Here is a 1,695-nt window from a genome sequence, read left to right as displayed (position 1 = left end):
CTAAAAAAGCCAATCGTCGCGATCAAGGTCGGTCGTTCCGAACAGGCCAAGCAGGCGACGCTGTCGCATACGGCTTCGCTTGCCGGTTCGGATGCTGCATCCGATGCCTTCCTGAGGCGGCTCGGCATCGCCCGCATTGATTCCATCCCAGGCTTTCTGGAGACGCTGAAGCTCTTGCATAGCACGGGACCGCTGCCCGGCTATCGAATTTCGTCGATGAGTTGCTCGGGCGGCGAAGCCTCCCTGATGGCCGACGCGGCGCAAGGGCGAGACGTGTATTTCCCGAGCCTTACCGACCAGCATCGCGCGTTGATGAGGAAGGCGTTCGGGCCAATGGTCGCGCTAGCCAACCCGCTCGACTACAACACATACATGGACGAACAGTCAGTTATAACTAACGCCTTCACGACTATGGTATCCGGTGGCTTCGATTACAATTTTCTGGTGCTTGACATTCCGCGCCTCGACCGCTGCCCGGACGCTCGCCAGTGGGGGGCTAAGGGTCTAAATGCCTTTGAACTGGCATTGAAGGCCAACATGGCACAGGGCGCCATGGTCTCCACCATGCCTGAGAATCTTCCGGAGGAGTACACTGCTGGACTGATGGCGCGGGGTATAGCGCCCCTGTTTGGCATTCCGGAAGCTATGGACGCCGCTCAGGGAGCAGCCTTTATTGGCGAGGTCTGGCGCCAGCCGCAGGCCCATTCCGTCGACACCGCCGCCGCCGGCCCGCTTCGTGGCGAGCGTGTCACGCTCGATGAAGCAGAAGCCAAGGCACGGCTCATCAAAGCCGGCCTTCCGGTCCCGAAGGGCGGTAGCGCCAGCAGTGCTAAGGAGGCCTTCGGCCTGTCGAGGGAGCTTGGCTATCCAGTAGCGCTGAAGGCTCTCGGTGTCGCCCACAAATCGGAAGTCGGCGCGGTGAGGCTGAACCTCAATGACGCCGAAGCTGTCACCCGGGCTGCTCAGGATCTTTTGCCCCTCGGGAGTGGGCTCTATGTCGAACGCATGGTTCGCAACGGCGTCGCCGAGTTGATTGTCGGCTTCACTCGTGACCCAATGTTCGGTGCGGTGATGACGCTGGGTACCGGAGGCGTAATGGTCGAGCTCTTACGCGACAGCGTCACCCTCCTGCTGCCTGCCACGCGGGAAGACATTGAAGAGGCGCTGCACGGCCTGAAACTCTATCCGCTACTCGAAGGCTATCGCGGCAGGCCAAAGGCGGATGTCAATTCAGCGGTCGATGCGATCGCGGGCATCGCGGACTTTGTTGCGAAAAATGCAGGCGAGATCGAGGAACTCGACATCAACCCGCTGATCGTCTGTGCACAAGGGAACGGTGCCTGGATCGCGGACGCGCTGCTGGTCGTTAGACATATGAATGGAGCTAAGAATGGCTGATATCGTCACTACCCGTCGTGAGGGCGCGATCCTCGAGGTCACACTTGACCGACCGAAGGCCAATGCGATCGAGTGGACTACCTCGAAGCTGATGGGCGAAGCATTTAAGGACTTCCGTGATGACCCGAAACTGCGCGTTGCCATTCTCAAAACTGCCGGCGACAAGTTCTTCTGCGCCGGCTGGGATTTAAAGGCCGCCGCCGCTGGCAACGACCGACCCAGCGACTATGGTGTCGGTGGTTTCGGCGGCATACAAGAACTACGCGACCTCAATAAGCCCGTGATCGCCTGCGTTAA

At 60.0% G+C, this 1,695-nt stretch carries 2 protein-coding genes; both read left to right on the top strand.

Annotated elements, in window-relative coordinates:
- Window positions 1–1,398, top strand: a 1,398-nt coding sequence (locus AC0L3U_RS38205; protein ID WP_473364933.1) for an acetate--CoA ligase family protein, incomplete at its 5' end; no start/stop codon positions are given.
- A partial coding sequence (locus tag AC0L3U_RS38200; protein WP_473285248.1) for an enoyl-CoA hydratase-related protein occupies window positions 1,391–1,695 on the top strand: 305 nt, incomplete at its 3' end. The genes AC0L3U_RS38205 and AC0L3U_RS38200, both read left to right, overlap by 8 nt.

This window comes from Bradyrhizobium sp. Kon69, from assembly GCF_055807515.1.
The sequence above is the reverse complement of the archived record's forward strand: the minus strand, read 5'-3'. Positions and strand labels throughout refer to the sequence as shown.